The sequence below is a fragment of the Caballeronia fortuita genome (genome assembly GCF_001544835.2).
Classification (GTDB): Bacteria; Pseudomonadota; Gammaproteobacteria; order Burkholderiales; family Burkholderiaceae; genus Caballeronia; species Caballeronia fortuita.
The window spans coordinates 239,877-258,986 of the sequence record NZ_FCNX02000005.1 but is presented as its reverse complement, the minus strand read 5'-3'; the positions used below and the strand labels follow the sequence as shown (position 1 = coordinate 258,986).

At 64.6% G+C, this 19,110-nt stretch carries 20 protein-coding genes and 1 tRNA gene; 15 read left to right on the top strand and 6 right to left on the bottom strand.

The window, feature by feature from the left end:
• Positions 1 to 48: 48 nt before the first annotated feature.
• Positions 49 to 555, bottom strand: a complete 507-nt coding sequence (locus AWB77_RS12235) for a PRC-barrel domain-containing protein (RefSeq protein ID WP_061134689.1) — start codon at positions 553 to 555, stop codon at positions 49 to 51.
• Between the two features lie 122 nt (positions 556 to 677).
• Here AWB77_RS12235 and AWB77_RS12230 point away from each other — a divergent pair, with 122 nt between their 5' ends.
• Positions 678 to 1,349 carry a reverse transcriptase-like protein gene (locus AWB77_RS12230; RefSeq protein ID WP_061134688.1) on the top strand — a complete coding sequence of 224 codons (672 nt, stop codon included), beginning with the start codon at positions 678 to 680 and terminating at the stop codon, positions 1,347 to 1,349.
• A 12-nt stretch (positions 1,350 to 1,361) separates the two neighbouring features.
• Here the strand turns inward: AWB77_RS12230 and AWB77_RS12225 are convergent, their stop codons facing one another.
• Positions 1,362 to 2,105 (bottom strand): SDR family oxidoreductase, encoded by a 744-nt coding sequence (locus tag AWB77_RS12225; RefSeq protein ID WP_061134687.1) that lies wholly within the window; start codon positions 2,103 to 2,105, stop codon positions 1,362 to 1,364.
• A gap of 307 nt (positions 2,106 to 2,412) precedes the next feature.
• Between AWB77_RS12225 and AWB77_RS12215 the strand changes: the two genes are divergently transcribed.
• The 4 genes from AWB77_RS12215 (at position 2,413) to AWB77_RS12200 (ending at position 6,061) form a co-directional block, all read left to right on the top strand.
• Entirely contained in the window at positions 2,413 to 3,489 is a 1,077-nt protein-coding gene (locus AWB77_RS12215) for a porin (protein ID WP_061134810.1), read from the top strand.
• A gap of 66 nt (positions 3,490 to 3,555) precedes the next feature.
• Positions 3,556 to 4,188 carry a LysE family translocator gene (locus AWB77_RS12210; RefSeq protein ID WP_061134685.1) on the top strand — a complete coding sequence of 211 codons (633 nt, stop codon included), beginning with the start codon at positions 3,556 to 3,558 and terminating at the stop codon, positions 4,186 to 4,188.
• A 224-nt stretch (positions 4,189 to 4,412) separates the two neighbouring features.
• Complete coding sequence (locus AWB77_RS12205; protein WP_061134684.1) at positions 4,413 to 5,945, top strand: peptide MFS transporter; 1,533 nt, start codon at positions 4,413 to 4,415, stop codon at positions 5,943 to 5,945.
• A 39-nt stretch (positions 5,946 to 5,984) separates the two neighbouring features.
• Positions 5,985 to 6,061, top strand: a tRNA-Met gene (locus AWB77_RS12200).
• A gap of 306 nt (positions 6,062 to 6,367) precedes the next feature.
• Here AWB77_RS12200 and rpsU read toward each other — a convergent pair.
• The 4 genes from rpsU to AWB77_RS12180 all read right to left on the bottom strand — a co-directional run bounded on the left by rpsU (position 6,368) and on the right by AWB77_RS12180 (position 8,267).
• The gene (gene rpsU / locus AWB77_RS12195; protein ID WP_006999077.1) at positions 6,368 to 6,580 is read right to left on the bottom strand and encodes a 30S ribosomal protein S21; all 213 of its coding nucleotides are present in this window, start codon (positions 6,578 to 6,580) and stop codon (positions 6,368 to 6,370) included.
• A gap of 164 nt (positions 6,581 to 6,744) precedes the next feature.
• Positions 6,745 to 7,083, bottom strand: a complete 339-nt coding sequence (locus AWB77_RS12190; RefSeq protein ID WP_061134683.1) for a 2Fe-2S iron-sulfur cluster-binding protein — start codon at positions 7,081 to 7,083, stop codon at positions 6,745 to 6,747.
• A complete protein-coding gene (locus AWB77_RS12185; RefSeq protein ID WP_061134682.1) occupies positions 7,080 to 7,673 on the bottom strand; it encodes an IMPACT family protein in 594 nt (197 codons plus the stop codon). Before AWB77_RS12185 ends, AWB77_RS12190 begins: the two co-directional genes overlap by 4 nt.
• 54 nt (positions 7,674 to 7,727) lie before the next feature.
• The gene (locus tag AWB77_RS12180; protein WP_061134681.1) at positions 7,728 to 8,267 is read right to left on the bottom strand and encodes a GNAT family N-acetyltransferase; all 540 of its coding nucleotides are present in this window, start codon (positions 8,265 to 8,267) and stop codon (positions 7,728 to 7,730) included.
• 272 nt (positions 8,268 to 8,539) lie between these two features.
• On the opposite strand from AWB77_RS12180, the gene AWB77_RS12175 reads away from it, so the two are divergent.
• The 10 genes from AWB77_RS12175 (at position 8,540) to astD (ending at position 19,095) form a co-directional block, all read left to right on the top strand.
• Positions 8,540 to 10,126: an EAL domain-containing protein gene (locus AWB77_RS12175; RefSeq protein ID WP_061134680.1), complete on the top strand. Its 1,587-nt coding sequence runs from the start codon at positions 8,540 to 8,542 to the stop codon at positions 10,124 to 10,126.
• Between the two features lie 49 nt (positions 10,127 to 10,175).
• The gene (locus AWB77_RS12170) at positions 10,176 to 10,586 is read left to right on the top strand and encodes a hypothetical protein (RefSeq protein WP_082852643.1); all 411 of its coding nucleotides are present in this window, start codon (positions 10,176 to 10,178) and stop codon (positions 10,584 to 10,586) included.
• 274 nt (positions 10,587 to 10,860) lie between these two features.
• On the top strand, positions 10,861 to 11,550 hold the full coding sequence (locus tag AWB77_RS12165) for an ABC transporter permease (RefSeq protein ID WP_061134679.1): 690 nt from the start codon (positions 10,861 to 10,863) through the stop codon (positions 11,548 to 11,550).
• Between the two features lie 23 nt (positions 11,551 to 11,573).
• Positions 11,574 to 12,305: an ABC transporter permease gene (locus AWB77_RS12160; RefSeq protein WP_061134678.1), complete on the top strand. Its 732-nt coding sequence runs from the start codon at positions 11,574 to 11,576 to the stop codon at positions 12,303 to 12,305.
• A 21-nt stretch (positions 12,306 to 12,326) separates the two neighbouring features.
• Positions 12,327 to 13,154, top strand: coding sequence for an ABC transporter ATP-binding protein (locus AWB77_RS12155; RefSeq protein WP_061134677.1), 828 nt, complete (start codon positions 12,327 to 12,329; stop codon positions 13,152 to 13,154).
• A 56-nt stretch (positions 13,155 to 13,210) separates the two neighbouring features.
• Positions 13,211 to 14,182 carry a GlxA family transcriptional regulator gene (locus tag AWB77_RS12150; RefSeq protein WP_244158536.1) on the top strand — a complete coding sequence of 324 codons (972 nt, stop codon included), beginning with the start codon at positions 13,211 to 13,213 and terminating at the stop codon, positions 14,180 to 14,182.
• 110 nt (positions 14,183 to 14,292) lie between these two features.
• Entirely contained in the window at positions 14,293 to 15,519 is a 1,227-nt protein-coding gene (locus AWB77_RS12145; RefSeq protein ID WP_061134675.1) for an aspartate aminotransferase family protein, read from the top strand.
• Between the two features lie 16 nt (positions 15,520 to 15,535).
• Complete coding sequence (gene aruF / locus AWB77_RS12140; protein ID WP_061134808.1) at positions 15,536 to 16,582, top strand: arginine/ornithine succinyltransferase subunit alpha; 1,047 nt, start codon at positions 15,536 to 15,538, stop codon at positions 16,580 to 16,582.
• Positions 16,579 to 17,610 carry an arginine N-succinyltransferase gene (gene astA, locus AWB77_RS12135; protein WP_061134674.1) on the top strand — a complete coding sequence of 344 codons (1,032 nt, stop codon included), beginning with the start codon at positions 16,579 to 16,581 and terminating at the stop codon, positions 17,608 to 17,610. The genes aruF and astA overlap by 4 nt, the downstream gene beginning before the upstream one ends.
• A gap of 12 nt (positions 17,611 to 17,622) precedes the next feature.
• Positions 17,623 to 19,095 (top strand): succinylglutamate-semialdehyde dehydrogenase, encoded by a 1,473-nt coding sequence (astD, locus tag AWB77_RS12130; protein ID WP_061134673.1) that lies wholly within the window; start codon positions 17,623 to 17,625, stop codon positions 19,093 to 19,095.
• Positions 19,096 to 19,110 lie beyond the last annotated feature (15 nt).

Below are 19,110 nucleotides of genomic sequence, written 5' to 3'. Positions count from 1 at the left end.
GCGCCGCGCGTCATTCTGGCCGCCACTCGGCGGCGCTTCCCCTTTTCGTTAGAGCTTCACGCCGCCCGCTTCGGGCGCGTCCACGCCGCCGGGCGGGATGGCGCCGCTCGGGCCGACATCGCTCGTGCGGTCGCTCGACCAGTACGGCTCGCGGCCGTAATGCTGATGCACGGTGCTCGCCCAGACGTGATCGGCCATCGACGGCCACGAATCCTTGTCGAAGCCCGGCGAGTTGCGCACCTGCTCGGCGGTCGCATCGATCCGGAAACAGTGGTTGTCGGTATCGAGCGTGAGCGCGTTCCAGGGCACGGCGAGCAGCTTGTCGCCGATGCCGAGGAAGCCTCCGCTCGACAGCACCGCATACGCGATGCGTCCGCTCGTGACATCGAGCATGATTTCCTTCAGCGAGCCTACATCGTGGCCGTCGCTGCTTCTCACTGAATTGCCGTCGAGCGTGCTCGCCGCCATGACGTCGGGTCCCGGGCCCGCTGCGGTCGCCGCGCCCTTGCCGACGATTTTCGCGCCTGCCGAAGACGCTCCCATCGAATCGCTCATGATCCGCTCCTTGCTGACCGGTTGTGTGACACGCTCTCGCCAGCAACGGCCGTACCCATGACGCGTCACGCCGTTCCACGACGCTCTGCTAAGCTCGCGATTCGTCAATCCGTCGCCCTCTCATGATCGCTTTCGAGGAATTGCTCGCCGTCGCGTACAGAAACGAGCGCATGCAAAGCCGCCGGCTCGCCAAAGGTGCTGCGATGTCCGAGCACGCGGCGCTCGTCAGCGTGCTCCAGAAGGCGGCGGGCGAGCAATCTCTGCGCGATTTCGTCGCTGACCGGCGCGCCGCGCAAATCCGTCACGCCGACGCGCTGCGTGCGCGCGAAGTCCGGCGCGCACAGCGGGGCAAACCGCGCGAGATTGCAGCTGAAACGCCCGGATGGCGCGGCTGGTTCGACGGCTCCGCGCTGCCGAATCCGGGGCGGCTCGGCATCGGCGGCGTACTCGTCGGGCCGGACGGCGAAACAGTCGAGATCGGCATCGCGGCCGGCATGGGCGACAGCAGCGCGGCGGAGTATCTCGCGCTCGTCGCCGTGCTCGAAGCAGCGGCGCGTGCAGGCGCAACGGATGTCGTGATCCACGGCGACAGCCGCGTCGTGATCGATGACGTGAGCGCGCCGCAAGGCGAGGGCATTCGCTCGCTCGCGCATCACGCCGCGCGCGTGCGTGCGCTCATCGCGCAGATCGGCGATGTGCGGCTGCAATGGATTCCGCGTGCGCGCAACGTTCGCGCGGACGCGTTGTCGCGCGCGGCGTTCAGTCCGGCGCGCGCATCGGTCGAAGCGGCTTGACTTAGCTGATCGTCACGCCAGATCGCGGACATCGGCGGTCGGCGTGTCGCCGAATGCATCGCTCAAAAAATAGTCGACGACCTTGCGCGCCGATTCCTCGGGCGTGGCGAGCTGGCCGTCGCGCTTGAGCGCATCGAAGCGTTCGCGCATCGGGAAGCGTTCGAGATCGGTGCCGCGAATTTCCGCCTGCATGTCGGTGTCGACGACACCCGGCGCGACGCTGCAGATGCGCAACGCGCGACTGCCGTCGAGCGTGACCGCGCGCGCGTGGTGATCGAGCGCCGCCTTGGTCGCGCAGTAGATGCTCCATCCGGGGTAGGCATTGCGCGCCGCGCCGCTCGAAATATGAACGATGCGCGTATCGGCCGATTGCTCGCTCGCCCGCACGACGGCCGCCGCGAGCATCAGCGGGGCGGCGACGTTCACGCTCACCGCGCGCGCGACGGCGGCCGGTTCCTGATCCGCGAGCGCGCCGACGGGCGCGAGCATCCCCGCGTTGTTCACGAGCAGCACGCGCCCGGCGCCCGACACGAAGCGCGACAAGGTTTCGCCCGATAGCCAATCGGCGAGCGCGGCCGTATCGGCGAGATCCAGTTCCATTTCGTGCAGCTTGCCGGCGTGACGCGCGGCGAGCGCGCCGTTGCGCTTTCGCGAAATCGCGAGCACCTCGACGCCTTGCGAGAGCAGTTGCTCGACGAGCGCGGCGCCGAGCCCGCGGGTGTGGCCAGTGACGATGGCGCGAATCGAAGGGGACATGAGCGTGATTGGGTTGGCTGAAGTCGTCCCGATTCTAGCGGCAAGCGCGGGCACGCGCCGGCTACGCCGAAGAGCGGCGATCGGGCAAGATGCGCGCGCGCGAAAAACGGTCGTTCGTTGGTTCCAGGACACAGATGCGCGCGGGCGCGTGGTTTCGACTGACAAGCTGCTTCGCACAAAAGACAATCTCGGGAACAAGAACTAGCGGAGCCTTCCAATGCCAATCCGCCGCAAAACATCCCGAATTGCGTCGTCGTTTTCTTCGAGCCGTGCAACCGCGCCCGGCACGCGCTCGCTGCCGTTATCGATGGCCGTGTGCGCGGCGTTCATCGGCACGCCCGCGGCAGCGTGGGCGCAAAGTTCCGTGCAGTTGTACGGCGAACTCGACGCCGGTCTCGCGTACGTCAACAACGTCGGCGGCCATTCGCAATATCGTTTGACGACCGGCACCATCGACGGCAGTTACTGGGGCTTGCAAGGCACCGAGGATCTCGGCGGCGGCGCGCGCGCGATCTTCCGGCTCGAACGCGGTCTTTCGGTCGCGACAGGGGAAGGATTGAACGATCATCCGATGTACGTCGGCGTCGGCACCGACACGCTCGGCACGCTGACCTTCGGCCGCCAGTACGATTCGATCCACGATTACTTTCAGAGCTTCACGCTGACCGGCAACACGGGCGGCACGGCGTTCGCGCACGTGCTAGACAACGACAACGCGAACAACTCGTTTCTCGCCTCGAATTCCGTCAAATACACGAGCGCGAACTATGGCGGCTTCAGCTTCGGCGGCCTCTATGCATTCTCGAATCAGGCGGGCGCGTTCGCGGACAACCGTGCGTACAGCGTCGGGGCGAGCTATTCGGCGGGCTCATTCAACGCGGGCGCGGCATACCTGCATAACAACGGCCGCGGCAGCGCGACGGGCGGCGCTTATGATTCGCTCGCGCTGCCGGGCGCGGACAACACGGTCTACAACGCGAACGTGCAGCGGCAGAACACGTTCGGCGTCGGCATGAGTTATGAGATCGGCGAGTTCACGCTGAGCGGCGCGTTCTCGCGCGCGATCAACGCCGGCGTCACCGATGCCGACACCGGTGAGCCGACGTCGTCGCTCGCGCTCAACAACTATGAAATCAACGGCATCTACAAGCTGACGCCGGCCATTCAGATTTCGGGGATGTACGTGTACACCAACGGCGGCGGCGCGCACTGGCATGAGGGCGCGCTGCAGGTCGACTATCTGCTTTCCAAGCGCACCGACGTATATCTGGAGTCGATCTATCAGCGCGCGTCAGCGGGCGCGCCGGCGGTGATCAACAGCAACGATCCGTCGAGCGGGCGCAATCAGTTGATGCTGAGCACGGGCATCCGTCATCGTTTCTGAGGGTTCTGAGCGTGTCGCGCCCATGCTAATTTAGCGGTCTCGCTTCCGCTGGTCAGCAGGTGTCCCATGTCGCTCCAGACCTTCTCGATTTTTTTGCCCGCGTGCTTCGCCATCAACATGGCGTTCGGGCCGAACAACGTGCTGTCGCTGTCGAACGGTGCGCGCGACGGCGTGCGCGCATCGGTGCTGGCGTCGTTCGGAAGGATCGTCGCTTTCGCGATCATGATCGCCATCGCAGGACTCGGACTCGGCGCGTTGCTGCTCGCGTCGCAAACGCTCTTTACCGCGATCAAGTTCGCCGGCGCGGCGTACCTCGTCTGGATCGGCGTGAAGCTGATCCGTTCGGGACCGGCGCTCGTCGTGAAAGAAGAGAGCGCGGCGCGCGGTCCGGCGAGTATCGCGCGGCTCGTCAAACAGGAATTCTGGGTCGCGGCGGGCAATCCGAAAGCGATACTCGTCTTTACCGCGTTCTTTCCGCAATTCGTCGATCGCAATGCATACGCGACGAGTTTCGCGATTCTCGGCGCCACCTTTCTGCTGCTCGAATTCGTGGCGATTTTCATCTACGCCGCGCTCGGCGCGCATCTGAGTTCGCTCTCACGCAGCGCGCGCGGTCTCATCTGGTTCAATCGCGTGAGCGGCGCGCTGATGATCGGTTTCGGCGTCATGCTCGCATTCGTGCGGCGGCCGGCCGCGTGAGACCGGGCGACATTTCGCAGCGCGTCACGCGTTGATTCACTGCTCGATATCAAGCGAATCTGCCGGATTTGCGATAATCGCGTGCTTGCCACGGATAATCGCCCGCGTATATCCCGAATCGTTTCGCGGAACAACGCGCATATCTCGTTCATTTTGTCATTTAGTGCGATCGCCCCCGTGAAGCTGGCCGAATCGCCTAACGCTGTTTGAAGGATTTTTCTCCGATGCTTACTCACTCGTCCGGCAATTCGCAGACGCGTTCGTTCACGACCGTCTTTCTGATCGAAATATGGGAGCGCTTCGGTTATTACGGCATGGCCGCGGTGCTCGTGCTGTTCATGATCGACAAGATCGGTTTCGCCGACGAGCACGCCAATCTGACCTGGGGCGCATTTACGGCGCTCGTGTTTTCGGCGCCGGCGATCGGCGGCTGGATCGGCGACAAGGTGCTCGGCGCGCGCCGCAGCATGGCCGCGGGCGCGGTCGTGCTCGCGCTCGGCTATCTGATGCTCGCGCTGCCCATCGACACGCTCGGCTTCATCTATGCGTCGCTCGGCGTGATCGTCGTCGGCAACGGGCTGTTCAAGTCGAACGCGGCGAATCTCGTGCGCCGCATCTACGAGGGCGACGATGCGCGTATCGACAGCGCGTTCACGATTTATTACATGGCGGTGAACATCGGCTCGACTTTCTCGATGCTCGCGACGCCGTGGATCAAGGACCATTGGGGCTGGCACGCCGCGTTCGCCGTGTGCTGCGGCGGCATGCTGCTCGGGTTGCTCAATTTCGCGATGATGCGGCGCACGCTCGCGCAGATCGGCTCCGCTCCGGACGATCAGCCGATCCGCTGGAAGCACGCGTTCGCCGTGGCGGCGGGCGGGATTGCGCTGGCGGCGTCGACGGTGTTCATCCTTCAGCACAAGACGGTGGCGGTTGCGTGCGTCTACGCGGCGGGCGTCGCGATTCTCGCGATCTTCGGCTACATGCTCACGAAGTGCGATCGCGGCGAGCGTGCGGGCCTCGCCGCCGCGCTGATCCTCACGCTCCAGGTCATTCTCTTTTTCGTGTTCTATCAGCAGATGTCGACGTCGCTCACGTTGTTCGCGCTGCGCAATGTCGATCCATCGTTCACGATCGGCGGCGTCGAGCTGTTCACATGGAGCGCGGCGCAGTTCCAGGCGCTCAATCCGATCTGGATCATGTTGCTGAGCCCGATTCTCGCGTTCGTCTACACGCGCCAGGCGCGACGCGGCCGCGACATTCCGGTGGCCGCGAAGTACGCGCTGGGTTTCGTCGTCGTGGCGGTCGGCTTCTTCGTGTTCGGCCTGAGCGGACGCTACGCGGTGGACGGGCGTGTGTCGTCGTGGTTCATGGTGGCGGGCTACGGGCTATATTCGCTCGGCGAACTGCTCGTTTCGGGCCTTGGCCTCGCGATGATCGCGCGCTACGTGCCGGCCCGCATGAGCGGTTTCATGATGGGCGCGTACTTCGTCGCGGTGGGCGTGTCGCAATATCTCGGCAGCGTCGTTGCGAACTTTGCGCGCATGCCGTCCGGCAATCTCGAGCCTATTCAATCGCTGCCGCTCTATACGCATCTTTTCCTGGGACTCGGATGGGTCGCGGCGGCGGGCGCGGCGGTCGCGATGGCGCTCCTGCCGGTGCTCGGCAGTTTGTCGCGGGCGCATCAGCGAGCGGTGGAGCAGGCCGTCGACGTGAGAATTCAGCCGACGACGAAATTAAGCACGAACAACGTTTGACTTTGCAGAATGCTTCAGTCTATAATTTAATTCTTCAGACGCGGGGTGGAGCAGTCTGGCAGCTCGTCGGGCTCATAACCCGAAGGTCGTAGGTTCAAATCCTACCCCCGCAACCAGTTTCAAAAAGCAAAGAGCCCGGTTCGGCCGGGCTCTTTGCTTTTCTGCGTTCTCTTTTCTTTCCCTCACGTCGCACTCGTACTCCAGTCACCCCAAAACCACCACCCCAAACACGAAAAGCCTGCGTGAGCGTTCACTCATGCAGGCCTTGTGCGATCTTGCCAACTTCGACCGATGGGGCGCAACCGATAGTGCGCAACTACGCGAGCTTTCACGCGACCTGCGCGCGAAACCGCGACCCGATCGATCTCAAATTGCGATGCCGATCTTGCTGAAACGGACGCGAGCGTAAGGCCCGGCGTCGATCAATAGAACTTCTTCGGCAGTTGCGCGCGACGGATCTGCTTGCGCAGACGAGCAACAGCAGCAGCTTTCTTGCGCTTGCGCTCGGTGGTCGGCTTTTCATAAGCCATGCGCGACTTGAGTTCTTGAATCAGGCCCGTGCGTTCGACGGTACGGCGAAAACGACGCATGGCGACGTCGAAAGGCTCGTTCTCTTTCAACAGTACTTTAGTCATTGAAATCTCGGTTGATCTGGCCCTGCCAGAATTTAGGGCAAAACGCAATTGTACACTTTTTGAGAGTGACCCTGCACGCACTTTGTACGAAAGCATGCATATGCGGACTTGGGAATCACATCGTAGGTCGTTGAATCGAGACGACAATCCCGAAATACCCGCGCTCAGAAGCCGCGCGAGCGGGCAGGGCGCGGATCGGTCACGGCTTCGCGCGCGTCCGGCTGCGCGATCGTCACATCGGACTGTGCGAGCGCGACGCACGGCAGTATCCAGCCTTCCGCTTTCTCCTCGGGGGTAAGCCCCGGCCATTCGATCCGATACGCGATCTCGCCATCGACGAGCCGGCACATGCACGCGCGGCACGTCCCGTTGCGGCACGATCGCGGCAGCGAAAGCCTCGCCCGCAGCGCGGCTTCGAGCAGCGTCTCGCCGCTTTTCACGGCCACGAAGTGCCCGGCGGGCTCGACGATCATCGCGAACGCGCGCGGCTCGTCGTCGCTCATGAGCGGACCTCGACACCCGCGCGGCCATGGGTCAGATCGCGCAACTCGGCGGCGGCGGGCTCGCGCGCGGCGGCGGCCATTCGCACGACGAGGCGCACGGTCATGCCGTATTCGCTTTGCACGAGCTCGGCGTCATGCTGTTCGATCCAGCGGCGCACGCGCGCTTCGTCGGCATAGTCGATTTCGATGCAGATCAGCCCGCGCTCGATGCGCTCCACGCGCTCGGCGAGTTGCATCGCGGTCGCGATCGCATCGGTGTAGGCGCGCACGAGGCCGCCCGCGCCCAGCTTGATGCCGCCGTAATAGCGCACGACGGCGGCCAGCACGCCATCGACTTCGTGATGACGCAGCACTTCGAGGATCGGCCGGCCGGCGGTGCCGGAGGGCTCGCCGTCGTCGGACATGCCCGACTGGCCGCCCGCGAGCAGCGCCCAGCAGACGTGTGTCGCGGCCGGATGCTCGGCGCGCAGACGCTCGAGCTCGCGCATCGCTTCGTCGCGGCCGGCGACGGGAATCGCGAGCGCGATGAAGCGGCTCTTGCGGATGTCGATTTCCGCGCGGACGGACGCGGCGAGTGTGTACGTTGGCAAAGCGGCAAAGGCACGTGAGGCGGATGTCGAATCATAGCCGCTCGGCGCGGCCGTTCATGCCGTGGCGTCGGGCGTTGGTTGCAGCGCGCGCTGCATGAGCACGGTATCGACCCAGCGTCCGTGTTTGAAGCCGACATCGCGCAGTACACCGACATGCTCGAAGCCGAGCCGCGCATGCAGCGCGATCGATCCGGCGTTGCCGCTGTTGCCGATCACCGCGATCATCTGCCGCCACGGTCCGCGCTCGCATCGTTCGATGAGCGCCGTGAGCAGCGCGCGGCCGATGCCGCGGCCGCCGTTGCCATCGGCGACATACACCGAATCCTCGATCGTATGTCGATAAGCCGAGCGCGGCCGATACGCCGACGCATACGCATAGCCCGCGATCCGGCCATCGAACTCTGCAACGAGATACGGCAGGCCCGCCGCCTTGATCGTTGCGTGACGCGCAAGCAGGTCGTCGGCTGAAGGAGCGGTCTCTTCGAAGGTCGCTAGCGCGTTTTCAACGTAATGCGAATAGATGCGCGCGATGGCGTCGAAATCGCCGGGCGCGGCGTCGCGCACGTGTGCCGAAGCGGAATCGTGTGAGGCCATATCTGTCGTTCGATGCAAGGATCGTGCGGTTTCTGGTATGGCCATTTTCGCACGGTGCATCGACGGCAAAAAAAGCGTGCGCGGGCCGTGCGGAAGACCACCAACAGGGGCAGCTTTCGGGCAAAGAAAACGTTGAACCGGGCGATGCGCGGCCCCTACACTAAGTCGTTTGTCCGAGACTCTCACGGGAACGGCGCAGCGCGGGCCGATGGCGTCGAGCAGGGAACAGAAAACGCGCGCGCGAAGCCTCGCGCCGCGGTCCATAACACGCAATGAACAAAATCCAACGTGGGGCGCTGGCGGCGCTTCTGATCGTCATCGTGGGAATCGCGGCACTGGCGCCGGCGGGGATCGGCTTTTTGTTCGCACAGCGCAGCCAGCGGCATGACGAAGCGGAACGGCTGAACACGGTCGCCGCCGCCGCGCTCTCTCGTGCCGAAGACGTGACGCGCCGTCTTTCTGGCGCGCTCGGGGAGATCGGCAAGGTCGCCGCCGCGCCTTGCACGCCGCCGTATCTGAACGAACTGCGGCGCATCACGCTCACGCATCAGCAGGTGCGCGATGCCGGCGCCTACGATCGCAACGGCCGCTGGCAATGTTCGTCGCTGCTCGGCGCGGTGTCGGCGGGCGTGCTCGATGGCCTCACGCTGCCGCCGCCCGACTGGCGCTCGCGCGATGGCGTCGTCGCGTGGTACGGCCTGTCGCGTCTGCCCGGTGGCAAGTCATCCCTCGTCATGGGCCGCAACGGTTTCTATATCGCCGCCGATCCCGCGCTTTACATCGATACGCTCGCCGCCAGCGACGAGGTCGCGAGCGGCGTCGCCGTCATCAACACGGAAGTGAGCCGCGTGATCGCGACGACGCCCGCCACCGACGCCAACGCGATCCTCTCCGTGTATCGCACCGCACCGCCTGTGCGCGACGATTCGCCTTACGTCGTGCGCCGGTCCGCCTCGATGCCGCTCGCGGTCGTCGTGAGCGCGCCGCATCAGTCGATGCGCCAGCGCCTGCGCACGCTGCCGTGGGGCTGGCTGCTCGGCGGCATCGTGGCGGGACTCGCGCTGGCGAGCTGGGCGGCGTTCTTCTTCGTGCGCCGCTTGTCGCCGCGCGGCCAGTTGAGCGACGCGGTGCGGCGGCATCAGTTCATCGTCGCGTATCAGCCGATCGTCGATCTGTCGACGCGGCGCTGCGTCGGGGCGGAGGCGCTCGTGCGCTGGAAGTATCAAAACCGCATCGTGCGGCCCGATCATTTCATCCCGCTCGCGGAGCATCGCGGGTTGATCCAGGCGATTACCGATCAGGTGCTCGACACGATCCTGCTCGAACTCGGCGATTTCCTGAAGCGCTACCCGGACTATTACGTGTCGGTGAACCTGTCCGCGTCCGACCTCACGACGCACCGTTTCCTCGACGTGCTCGGTCCCGCGCTCGCGCGGGAAGGCGTGCGGCCGGAGCAGATCCGCATCGAGGCGACCGAGCGCAGCTTTCTCGATGCCGATGCCGCGAAGGAAGTCATCAGCGCCTTTCGCGGCGCGGGCCACGCCGTCTATCTCGACGATTTCGGCACCGGCTATTCGAGCCTTTCGCACTTGCAGAACTTTCGCATCGACGGATTGAAAATCGACAAGTCTTTCGTCGATACGGTCGGGCAGGACGCGGCGTCGAGCAGCGTCGCGTCGCACATCATCGACATGGCCGCGACGCTCGACGTGCAGGTGGTCGCCGAAGGCATCGAGCGCGAAGAGCAGGCCGCGTATCTCATCGCGCGCGGCGCGCAGTTCGGGCAGGGCTGGCTCTTTTCCGCGCCGCTCACCGCCGCCGAATTCATCCGCTACGCGGGCAGGACGCGCGGCGCTTGATCGGCGTCTAATCGTCCTCATCTGGGATGTTTCCTAAAGAGAGGCGATCATGACGAACCCGCTGAACGACCAGACAGCCACCGCTTTCCTGCGCGACGTGCGCCATCCGCTGCTCACGCTTCATCGCAGCGTGCTCGCACATCTGCGCGCGCGTCATGAGGCCGAGTTCGGGCCGGTGTCGCCGGGCGAGTTCCTGCAGATCGTGATCAACGGCTCGGCGTACCGCTGGCTTACGCCGCTCTCGACGTTGATCGCGGCCATCGACGACGTCCTCGACGACGAGGAAGCCACCGCTGACGCGCGCATTGCGCACGCAAAGGCCGTCGTCGACATGTTCAGCGCCGCCACGCGCGATCCCGCGTTCGCGGAACGCTTTCTGCCCTTGCTGCAGGACAGCCCGGACATCGCCGTGGCGAACGGGCAGGTCGCGCAGCGCGTGCGGGAAGTCGCCAGCGTCTGAACCACCGGCGCGCGGTCTATCGAAAATGCGACCTAAAAAGCGCAATTTCCGGATGCCGCGCGCATGCGGGTTTTCCTCCGTATCGCGCGCGGCCCGCGTTGCACGGCGGGCGCCCCGTCCCGCAATCGCGCGCATGTCAGTCATGCTGCATCGCAACAAGTACACAACGTCACAATTGAGCGATTGATTTTCGCTTGCGAGTATCGCCGCCAATCGCCGGGGCGCGTCTTTCGTGCGCCCCGTTGCTTTCAACGAAAGACGATGGAGGCGACTCTTGATCCTGTACGGCTTCGGCCCGCTCCTTTGGGCGGGCGCCAAAGAGACGCTCGCGCTCGCGGTGCTGTCCCTTGCGGTATCGGTGCTGCTCGGCCTCGCCGGGGCATCCGCGAGACTCTCGCGTCACGCGCCTTTGCGCGCGGTCGCGACCGCGTACACCACGCTCATCCGCTCGGTGCCCGATCTCGTTTTGATGCTGCTGCTTTTCTACAGCATCCAGATCGCCGTCAACAATGTCACCGATGCCTTCGGCTGGGCGCAGTTCGACATCGATCCGTTCACGGCCGGCGTGCTCACGCTCGGCTTCATCTACGGCGCGTATTTCACCGAGACGTTTCGCGGCGCATTTCTCGCGGTACCGCGCGGCCAGCTCGAAGCGGGCAGCGCCTACGGCATGAGCGGCATGCGCGTGTTCGGCCGCATTCTGTTCCCGCAGATGATGCGGTTCGCGCTGCCGGGCATCGGCAATAACTGGCAGGTGCTCGTGAAGGCGACCGCGCTCGTGTCGATCATCGGTCTCGCGGATGTCGTTAAGGCCGCGCAGGACGCGGGCAAGAGCACGTTCAACATGTTCTTCTTCATCCTGATCGCGGCGCTGATCTATCTCGCGATAACCAGCGCATCGAATCTCGTGCTGATGGCGCTCGAGCGCCGTTATTCGATCGGCGTGCGGCACGCCGAACTCTGACCTCTGCCAGCGAGCGACAAGCCATGATCCAGATCTTCGCCGAATGGTGGCGTCCATTTCTTTATTCCGACGGCATGCGCGCCTCGGGTCTCGTCGTCACGTTGTGGCTGCTCGCGGCGTCGATCGCGCTCGGCTTTTGCGCGGCGGTGCCGCTCGCCTGCGCGCGCGTCTCGCGCAACCGCTGGCTGTCGACGCCCGTGCGCATCTACACGTACGTCTTTCGCGGCACGCCGCTCTACGTGCAACTGCTATTGCTTTACACCGGCATGTACAGCCTGGAATTCGTCCGCTCGCAATCCTTTCTCGAAGCGTTCTTCAAGAGCGGCTTCAATTGCGCGATCCTCGCGTTCGCGCTCAACACGTGCGCCTATACGACGGAAATCTTCGCCGGCGCGATCCGCGGCATTTCGCACGGCGAAGTGGAAGCCGCGCGCGCCTACGGCATGAGCACGTTCACGATGTATCGACGCATCATCCTGCCGTCCGCGCTGCGGCGCGCCTTGCCTTTGTACAGCAACGAAGTGATCCTGATGCTGCACGCGACGACCGTCGCGTTCACGGCCACGGTTCCGGACATCCTGAAGGTCGCGCGCGATGCGAACTCGGCGACCTATCAGTCGTTCGAATCGTTCGGCATCGCGGCGCTGCTATACGTGGCGATCTCGTTCGCGCTCGTCGCGGCGTTCCGGCGCGCCGAGCGGCGCTGGCTCGCGTATCTGCGGCCGGCGGGCGCGGCGCGCGCTGTCCGGCATTGACGAGCGGCAAAATTCGAAGCCATGCATCACACCCTGTCATCACCCGAGGAGAAAGCGTTGCAGCCAACCGCCAAAGACGTCGCGACCAAGCTCGTCGCCGAAGACATTCACAAGCGCTACGGTGACAACGAAGTGCTCAAGGGCGTCTCGCTCGCGGCCAAAGCGGGCGACGTGATCAGCATCATCGGCGCGAGCGGCTCGGGCAAGAGCACGTTTCTGCGCTGCATCAACTTTCTGGAGCGGCCGAACGCGGGGCAAATCATCGTCGATGGCGAAGCCGTGCGCACGAAAACCGACAAGGCCGGCAATCTCGAAGTCGCGGATCACAAGCAGTTGCAGCGCGTGCGCACGAAGCTCGCGATGGTGTTTCAGCACTTCAACTTGTGGTCGCACATGACGGCCATCGAGAACGTGATGGAAGCGCCCATTCACGTGCTCGGCGTGTCGAAGAAGGAAGCGGAGGAACGCGCGCGCGAGTATCTGGAGAAAGTGGGCCTGCCGCCGCGTGTGGAAAAGCAGTATCCGTCGCACTTGTCGGGCGGACAGCAGCAGCGTGTCGCAATTGCGCGCGCGCTCGCGATGCATCCCGACGTCATGCTCTTCGACGAGCCCACGTCCGCGCTCGATCCCGAACTTGTCGGCGAAGTGCTGAAAGTGATGCAGCGTCTCGCCGAGGAAGGCCGCACGATGATCGTCGTCACGCACGAAATGGGCTTCGCGCGCAACGTGTCGAATCACGTGATGTTCCTGCATCAGGGACGCACGGAGGAAGAGGGCGCGCCGTCCGAAGTGCTGAGCGCGCCGAAGAGCGAGCGTCTGCGCCAGTTCCTGTCGGGCAGCCTCAAATAACGTGATCGCATAACGTGACCCAGCAAGTTGCGATCGTCGCGTTGCCGCCGGTGTCGATGAGCGGCATCGGGCCGATCGTCGACAGTCTTGCGCTCGCCAACGAGATCGATGGGCATCGTCTCTACGAGTGGCGCATCTGTTCGTGGGACGGCCGTCCCGTGCCGCTCTCGGGCGGCGCGCAGCTTCCCGCCGATTGCGCGTTCAACGACGCCGTGCGTTGCGACTGGCTGATCGTCGTGTCGGAGCGCTACCAGCAGTTCGCCGATTACCGGCTCTTTCTCGCGAGCCTCGCGCGCGTCGCGCCGCGCACGCCGCTCGTCTCCGGCATTCATCACGGCGTCTGGTGGCTCGCGATGGCCGGGCAGCTCGCGCAATATCGCGTCGCGGTGAACTGGGAAACCTATCAGCAATTCACCGAGCAGTTCGAGCGCGCGATCGTCAGCCAGCAAATCTTCGAAATCGATCGCGACCGCGCCACATGCTCCGGCGGACAGGCAAGCATCGATTTCATGCTTGCGATGATCGCGCGCGAGCACGGCCCCGATCTCGCGGAGCGCATTGCGGATTCGCTCGGCATCGGCACCTTGCGCGCGGGCACGGAGCGTCAGCGCATTCCGTTCGTCACGGCGCCGGGCGAGCGACATCCGCGCCTGAACGACGCGCTGCAACTGATGGAAGCGAACATCGAAGATCCGCTCGCGACCGATGAAATCGCGAGTCTCGTCGGCATTTCGCGCCGGCAGCTCGAGCGGCTCTTTCGACAATATCTCGGCGCGATGCCGTCGAAGTATTACCTCAATCTGCGTCTCACGAAGGCGCGCACGCAATTGCAGCGCACGAGCAAATCGGTGGTGCAGATCAGTCTCGCGTGCGGATTTTCATCGGCGGCGCATTTCTCGAATGCGTATCGCGACCGCTTCGGCGTGACGCCGCGCGAGGAGCGCCGCAACTGGATCGAAAAGCAGCGCGGCGGCGCAATCGACGAACCGCGCGGCGGTGCGCTGATCGAGCCGCCCGGTGCGGCATAGATGCTGCGCGAAATCCGCAGGAAAGCTCATCGAAGGATGTCGCGAACGCGCAAGACGGATCGCGGGCGATTGCCTAATATCGACGTAATGCTCAAACCGAGGAGTGGCTCATGACGGACATCAATGTGAATCGCGGTACGTTCGACGAGGTAATGGTTCCGGTGTTCGCGCCGGCCAGTTTCGTGCCCGACCGGGGCCGCGGCTCCCGCGTATGGGACACCGAAGGCCGCGATTATGTCGATTTCGCCGGCGGCATCGCGGTGACGGCGCTGGGCCACGGTCATCCGGAATTGCTGAAAGTGCTGCACGAGCAGGGTGAAAAGCTCTGGCATATCGGCAATGGCTACACCAACGCGCCGGTGTTGCGCCTCGCGAAACGCCTGACCGATCTCACCTTCGCCGACCGCGCGTTCTTCGCGAACTCGGGCGCGGAAGCGAACGAAGCGGCGCTGAAGCTCGCGCGCCGCTATGCGATCGACAATCACGGCGACGACAAGATCGAAATCATCTCGTTCACGCAGTCGTTCCACGGCCGCACGTTCTTTACCGTGAGCGTCGGCGGGCAGCCGAAGTATGCGGAAGGCTTCGGTCCGCAACCCGCGGGCATCCGTCATCTGCCGTACAACGATTTGCCGAAGGCGCTCGAAGCCATCGGCCCGAAGACGTGCGCGGTGATCGTCGAACCGGTGCAAGGCGAAGGCGGCGTGCTGCCCGCCGATCCCGCGTTTCTGGAGGGCTTGCGCGAAGCCTGCGACAAGCACGGCGCGCTCCTCATTTTCGATGAAGTGCAAACGGGCGTCGGCCGCACGGGCACTTTCTATGCGTACATGCAGTACGGCGTGACGCCCGACATCCTCACGAGCGCGAAGGCGCTGGGCAACGGCTTTCCGATCGGGGTGATGCTGACGACGAACGAGATCGCCGCGCACTTCAAGGTGGGCGTGCATGGCACGACATACGGCGGCAATCCCCTGGGCGCGTCGATCGCAGAGAAGGTTGTCGAACTGATCAGCGATCCGAAGCTGCTCGAAGGCGTGAACGAGCGCAGCCGCGCGATCAAGGCGCATCTCGAACGCATCAACGAGCGCTTCGGCATGTTCAGGGAGATTCGCGGACGCGGCCTTCTGATCGGCGCGGAACTGAACGACGCCTACAAGGATCGCGCGAAAGACGTGCTCAACGCGGCAGCGGCCAACGGCGTCATCATGCTGATCGCGGGGCCGAACGTGCTGCGCTTCGCGCCCTCGCTCATCATGCCGATGGCCGATCTCGACGAAGGCTTCGCGCGCATCGAGAAGGCGATCGCGCAGGTCGCAGGCACGGCTTCGGTCAAATAACCGGCGTATTCCGATGATGCTATTCGTCCGCCCCGCAAGACTGTCCGATCTCGACGAGCTCGAACGCATGGCGCGCGCCGCGCTGCCCGTGCTGCATTCGCTGCCGCGCGACCGCCGCGCGCTCGAAACGCGCGTCGCGCTGTCCGAAGATTCGTTTCGCGCGGAAGTGGAATTTCCCGGCGAGGAGTTCTATCTCTTCGTGCTCGAAGATGCGCAGACGGGCAAGCTCCTCGGCACGTCGAGCATCGTCGCGTCGGCGGGTTATTCCGAGCCGTTCTATGCGTTTCGCAACGACGCGCTGATTCACGCGTCGCGCGAGCTCAAGGTGAATCGCAAGATTCACGCGCTCACGATGTCGCACGAGCTGACGGGCAAGAGCCGTCTGACGGGCTTCTACATCGATCCGTCGTTGCGCGACGAAGCGAATCAGGCGGCCGCGCATCTGCTGTCGCGCGCGCGCATGATCTACATCGCGGCGAACCGCAAGCGCTTTTCCAGCGAAGTCTTCTCGCTGATGCTCGGCGTCACCGACGACGCGGGCGCGTCGCCGTTCTGGGATGCGGTCGGACGCAAGTTCTTCGGCCGCGACTTCGAGCAGGTCGAAGCGGAATCGGGCGGACGCAGCCGCACGTTCATCGCGGAAGTGATGCCGAGCTATCCGCTCTATGTGCCGCTCTTGCCGGGCGATGCGCAGTGCGTGCTCGGCGAGCCGAACGAAAGCACGCTGCTCGCGTACGACATCCATCTCGAAGAAGGCTTCGAGCCGGATCGTTACGTCGATATTTTCGATGCCGGCCCGGTGCTGACGATTGCCGTCGACAAGAGCGCATCGGCGAGTTCGGGCGAGTTGCGCACGGTGCGCGAAGCTGCCGCCGAGAGCGGCGCGCCGTATCTCGTCGCGGCGGGCGGCGCGCATGCGTTTCGCTGCATCGTCGCGCAACTTGCGGGCACGCGTGCAGACGGCGCCGCATTGACGGCAGCCGCGCGCGAGGCGCTCGGCGTGGAAGACAAGGGCGCGGTGCGTTGCGTGCCGCTGCATCAGGCATCGGGAGAATTGCAATGATCGTCGTGCGATGCACGCAGCCGGGCGATGTCGATGCGCTCGTCGCGCTCGCCCAGGAAACAGGGCCGGGCCTCACCACGTTCAAACCCGATCGCGGCGCGCTCGCGGCGCGTGTCGAACGCGCGCGCCGCACGCTCGACGGCGGCGCGCAAGCCTTCGAAGCGGGCTATTTCTTCGTGATGGAAGACACCGCAACCGGCGACGTGGCGGGCGTGTGCGGCATCGAAACGGAAGTCGGGCTGGAGCAGCCGTTCTACAACTATCGCGTCTCGACGGTCGTGCACGCGAGCCAGGACATGGGCGTATGGACGCGCATGTCGCTGCTCAACATCTCGCACGATCTGACCGGCTACGCGGAAGTGTGCTCGCTGTTTCTGAGCCCGCGTTACCGGACGGCGGGCGTGGGCGGCTTGCTGTCGCGATCGCGCTTCATGTTCATCGCGCAATTCGCCGACCGCTTTCCGCAGCGCCTGTGCGCGGAGTTGCGCGGCCATTTCGACGAAAACGGCGAGTCGCCGTTCTGGAACGCGGTCGGCTCGCATTTTTATCAGATCGATTTCAACGAAGCGGATTACCTGAGCTCGCACGGCAAGAAGTCCTTCGTCGCGGAACTGATGCCGCGCTATCCGGTGTATCTGGACTTGCTGCCCGAAGCCGCGCAACACGCGGTCGGCGTCACGCACAGGGACACCGCGCCCGCGCGCAAGATGCTCGAGGCGGAAGGGCTGCGCTACGAAAATCACGTCGATATCTTCGATGCCGGCCCCGTGCTCGAATGTCACATCGCGGACTTGCGCACGGTGCGCGAGAGCGTGATCGCGAGCGCGCGTATTGGCGCTCGCAACGAAGCGGACAGCGATGCGAAGAGTCTCGTATCGAATACCTCGCTGGGCGATTTTCGCTGCGGCGCGACGACGGGCGCGGTCGTCGGTGGATATTTCACGTTGACATCGGAAGAAGCGGCGGCATTGCGCGTGAACGATGGCGACCCGGTGCGCGTGCTGACATCGTATCCGCGCGCGAAGTGAACGAGAGAGAACATGAATATTTCGAACCAGTTGTATATCGGCGGTGACTGGCAGGCAGGCGCGGGCGCGGCGTTCGCGTCCCGCAATCCGGGCACCGATGAAACCGTGTGGCACGGTGCGAGCGCATCGGCGGATGACGTCGATCGCGCGGTGGCGTCGGCGCGGCGCGCGTTCGCGTCCTGGTCGGCGCTGCCGCTCGATGAACGCGTTGCGGTCGCCAAACGCTTCGCCGCCTTGCTCAACGAGAACAAGGAAGCGCTCGCGCACGCGATTGGCCGCGAAACCGGCAAGCCGCTATGGGAAGCGCGCACGGAAGTGGCGTCCATGGCCGCGAAGGTCGATATCTCCGCGCAGGCCTACCACGAGCGCACAGGCGAGAAACGCGCGCCGATGGCCGATGGCGTCGCGGTGCTGCGGCATCGTCCGCATGGCGTCGTCGCCGTGTTCGGGCCTTACAACTTCCCGGGGCATCTGCCGAACGGCCATATCGTGCCGGCGCTGATCGCGGGCAATACGGTCGTGTTCAAGCCGTCGGAGCTCGCGCCCGGCGTCGCGGCCGCGACCGTCGCGCTGTGGATTCAGGCGGGATTGCCAGCGGGCGTGCTCAATCTCGTTCAGGGTGAAAAGGATACGGGCGTCGCGCTCGCGAATCATCGGCAGATCGACGGACTGTTCTTCACTGGCAGTTCGGATACCGGAACACTTCTGCACAAACAGTTCGGCGGGCGTCCCGAAATTGTGCTCGCGCTGGAGATGGGCGGCAACAATCCGCTCGTCGTCGCGAACGTCGAGGATGTCGATGCCGCCGTGCATCACGCGATTCAATCGGCGTTTCTGTCGGCGGGGCAGCGCTGCACATGCGCGCGCCGTCTTTTCGTTCCCGACGATGCGGCCGGCGAGCGCTTCATCGCGCGCTTCGTGGATGTGAGCGCGAAAATCCGCATCGGCAAATACGACGACGAGCCGCAGCCGTACATGGGCGCGGTGATTTCGGCGCGCGCGGCGGCGCGTCTCGTTGCCGCGCAGACGCGTCTCATCGAATCCGGCGCGAAGCCGCTGCTCGAAATGACGCAGCGCGCGGCGAACCTCGGTTTCGTCTCGCCCGCGATCCTCGATGTGACGAACGCGCGCGACATCCCCGACGAGGAGCATTTCGGCCCGATGGTGCAACTCACGCGCTACAAGACGTTCGATGAAGCCATCGAGCGCGCGAACGACACCGCGTACGGGCTGTCGGCGGGCCTGCTCGCCGACGACGAGTCGCTCTGGAAGCACTTCCAGCGCACGATCCGCGCGGGCATCGTCAACTGGAACCGGCCGACCAATGGTGCATCGTCGGCGGCGCCGTTTGGCGGCATCGGGCGTTCGGGCAATCAGCGGCCGAGCGCGTACTACGCGGCGGACTATTGCTCGTATCCGATGGCGTCGGTGGAAAGCGCGCAACTGCAGATGCCGGCGAGCGTGTCGCCGGGACTCACGTTTTAAGCGGCGGAAATCAAC